The following is a 3,466-nucleotide window of genomic DNA, read 5'->3' on the forward strand; positions in this document are numbered from 1 at the left end:
GGGCGCCTGAGGCCGGTGCGGACGAACTTCGGGATCGATGAGGACACTAGCAAGCCTTTGTTTCCTAGTGTGCTTCTTGGATCTGAAGTTCGCTCAGAGCCTGATCCCTCAAGAAGGCGAACTTCAGATCCAGCACACTAGCGCTTCCTGACGAACACCGTGCCGGCGGAATAGCCCGCGCCGAAGGAGCAGATCAGGCCGGTCTCGCCGGGCGCGAAGTCGTCGTTGGCGCGGTGGAAGGCGATGATCGAGCCGGCCGACGAGGTGTTGGCGAACTCGTCGAGAATGATCACGTTCTCGCCGGGCTCCGGGTCTCGACCCAGCACGCGGCGGCCGATCATCTCGTTCATGTTGATGTTGGCCTGATGCAGCCACAGCCGCTTTAGCCCGGTCGGATCGAGGCCCAGGTCGCCGGCGTGCTCGACGATCATCTCCGCGACCATCGGCACCACCTCGCGGAACACCTTGCGGCCCTCCTGCACGAACAGCTTGTCGGCAGCCCCGATCCCCTCGGGCGCGGCGCGGTTCAGGAAGCCGAAGTTGTTGCGTATATTGTTGGAGAACTGGGTTTTCAGGCGTGTGCCAAGGATGTCCCAGCCCGCGTTCCTGCCGGTTTTCGGCGCCGTCGCCTCGCTCTCGACGATCACCGCGGTGGCCACGTCGCCGAAGATGAAATGGCTGTCGCGGTCGCGGAAATTCAGGTGACCCGAGCAGATCTCCGGATTGACCATCAGCACCGCGCGCGCCGAGCCGGAGGCCACGAAGTCGGCGGCGGTCTTGATGCCGAAGGTGGCCGAGGAACAGGCGACATTCATGTCGAAGGCGAAGCCGGCGATGCCCAGCGCCTGCTGCACCTCGATGGCCATGGCCGGATAGGCGCGCTGCATGTTGGACGCCGCGCAGATCACCGCGTCGAGCTCGCTGGCGGGCTTGCCCCAGCGTTCGATGGCCTGACGCGCCGCGGCGACGGCCATCTCGGCCAGCACCGAGAGTTCGTCGTTGGACCGCTCGGGGATATTCGGCCGCATCAGCTCGGGATCGATCAGGCCGGACTTGTCGACCACGTAGCGTGACTTGATGCCTGAGGCCTTCTCGATGAACTCGACCGAGGAGGGTGTGAGCGCCGCGACCTCGCCCGCCGCGATGGCTCCTGCGTTGGCCGTGTTGAAGCGCGCCACATACGCGTTGAAGGTCTCCACCAGCTCGGCGTTCGAGAGGCTCTGCGGGGGCGTGTAGAGGCCGGTGGCGGCGATCACGGCGTCAGGCAAGGGGGCGTCTCCGGCGGCGAAGGGCGAGTGATAGCACGCTCCGGGCGGGCGTCAGCGCCTCGTGACCATCGAGCCACACACGGTGTCCGCCATTTCATTGTGGCTAAACCGCCAAGCCCGCGCCGCGTTTACCCCCGATCCCAGGCGGGTGAGGGCTGTTCACGACCTCTACGGAGTATTCCCATGAAGACCTTCATCGCCGCGGCGACCGCCCTGGCGGCGTTCTACGCCCTGCCGGGCGCGGCTCAGGCGCAGGATGCGTCCCCCGCCGGCGTCTATGGATCGATCGGCTATGCCAACGCCCATACGGACGGCCTTGACCTGGGCGCGGTGCAGGGCCGGCTCGGCTATCGCTTCAACACCTGGTTTGGCGTCGAGGGCGAACTGGCCGGCGGGGTCAAGGATGACCGGGTCAATGTCGGCGGAGTCAAGGCCAAGGTGAAGCTCTCCAACCAGGAGGCGATCTACGGCGTGGCGTTTGCGCCGCTTTCGGCCAACACCGACCTGATCGGCCGCATCGGTTACGGCTCGCAGAGCGCCAAGGCTTCGGCCCTGGGGGTCTTGCGGGTTGCGGACGGCCAGTCTTGGAACTTCGGGGTCGGCGCCCAGCACCACTTCGACGGGGTGAACGGCGTGCGCGTCGATTACACCCGCGAGCAGTTCACCGGCTCCGGCTCCGGCCACGCTGACGTCGTCGCCCTGGGTTACGCCCACCGGTTCTGACCGCCGATCAAGGCTCAAGCGCCGCGACCCCGCGGCGCTTGACGCCTGCCGGCTGCCGGCTGACTCTCCGGCCCCCGGAGGATTTCGCCATTCCCAACCAAGCGTTCTTCATCCAGCTGGCGGTCTCGGCCTTGGCGGTCGCCGTGCTCGTGGCGCTGGCCGCCTGGGCGAGGATCGCCAAGCCCGTCGCGCCGCTGGACGAGGACCGCGCCCGGCGCATCCTGGGCGAGGAGTTCCCCGGCCGCACGCTGGAGGACCTGTGGGTGGGGCGCGACGGCAGGGGCGCGCTGGCCCGGTCAGGGGCCGTGGCGCTGGTGCTCTGCCGCCTGGGCGACGGCTACGTGGCCCGTCAGATCCCCTGGGCCCTGGCGCTGGCCGCACGCGTCAAGGACGGCCGCGTCTCTATCGATCTCCGGGACGTCGCCGCGCCCCGGGCGGTGATCTCGCTCGCCGACTGGCCGCCTCAAGGCTCCCCACCCGGCCCGGTGACGGATCTGGCCGCATGAAGTCGTTCGACCCGGTCACCCTGGCGACTCCGTTCTTTATCCTCACGGTCATTCTCGAAATCACTTTCGCGCGCCTGGGCAAGCTGAAGGCGCACTACGAGACCAGAGACACGGCGGTCTCGCTGGGCATGGGCCTGGTTTCGACCCTGGCGGGCCTGCCGGTCGCGGGCCTGAGCTTCGCCGCGGCGATCTGGCTCTACCACCACCGGCTGTTCAACATCCCCATGACGGCGGTCTGGGCGTGGGGTCTGGTCTTCCTGCTGGAGGACGTGACCTACTACGCCTTCCATCGGCTCAGCCACGAGCGGCGCATCTGGTGGGCGGCGCACGTCAACCACCACTCCTCCCAGCACTACAACCTCTCCACCGCGCTCCGGCAAACCTGGACCGGCGGCCTGGCGGGAACCTGGGCGCTGTGGTTACCGCTTTCGTTGCTCGGATTCCCGCCGGCCATGGTCGCCATCCAGAAGGGGATCAGCCTCGTCTATCAATACTGGATCCACACCGAGGCAATCCGCCGGATGCCGCGCTGGTTCGAGGCGGTGTTCAACACTCCGTCGCATCACCGGGTGCACCATGCCAGGAACCCGCGCTACCTCGACCGCAACTACGCCGGCATCCTGATCGTGTGGGACCGCCTCTTCGGCAGCTTCCAGCCGGAGCTGGAGGAGGAGGCCTGCCGCTACGGCCTGGTGCACAACCTGGGCGCCTTCAACATCGTCCGCGTCGCCTTTCATGAATGGATCGGCATCGTCCAGGACATCGTGCGCCAGCCCCGATACGTCGTCGGTTGGCTGTTCGGCCCGCCCGGGTGGAGCCCCGACGGATCGCGCGACACCTCGGCCTCGCTGAAGGCCCGGTGGGCCGCTTCTACTCCCGCAACAGCGGCAGGCTCAGCCCGGACACCGGCCGCGCGCCCAGGATCTCGCGTCTGAAGCGGTAGAGCTCGGCGGGGCGTCCGCCTGTCTC

At 67.6% G+C, this 3,466-nt stretch carries 3 protein-coding genes and 2 pseudogenes; 3 read left to right on the top strand and 2 right to left on the bottom strand.

Annotation, left to right across the window (positions count from 1 at the left end; translation table 11 throughout):
- Positions 1–137 precede the first annotated feature (137 nt).
- Positions 138–1,268, bottom strand: coding sequence for a beta-ketoacyl-ACP synthase III (locus RMN86_RS07990; protein WP_309605305.1), 1,131 nt, complete (start codon positions 1,266–1,268; stop codon positions 138–140).
- Positions 1,269–1,451: 183 nt separating this feature from the next.
- Here RMN86_RS07990 and RMN86_RS07995 point away from each other — a divergent pair, with 183 nt between their 5' ends.
- The 3 genes and pseudogenes from RMN86_RS07995 to RMN86_RS08005 all read left to right on the top strand — a co-directional run.
- Positions 1,452–1,991, top strand: a complete 540-nt coding sequence (locus RMN86_RS07995) for a porin family protein (RefSeq protein WP_309605306.1) — start codon at positions 1,452–1,454, stop codon at positions 1,989–1,991.
- Between the two features lie 38 nt (positions 1,992–2,029).
- Positions 2,030–2,497, top strand: coding sequence for a hypothetical protein (locus RMN86_RS08000; protein WP_309605307.1), 468 nt, complete (start codon positions 2,030–2,032; stop codon positions 2,495–2,497).
- A pseudogene (locus RMN86_RS08005) lies at positions 2,494–3,366 on the top strand (sterol desaturase family protein); the annotation flags it as partial. The gene RMN86_RS08000 and the pseudogene RMN86_RS08005, both read left to right, overlap by 4 nt.
- 1 nt (position 3,367) lies before the next feature.
- Here RMN86_RS08005 and RMN86_RS08010 read toward each other — a convergent pair.
- A pseudogene (locus RMN86_RS08010) lies at positions 3,368–3,466 on the bottom strand (NAD regulator); the annotation flags it as partial.

Source organism: Phenylobacterium sp. (genome assembly GCF_031360265.1).
Lineage (GTDB): Bacteria > Pseudomonadota > Alphaproteobacteria > Caulobacterales > Caulobacteraceae > Phenylobacterium.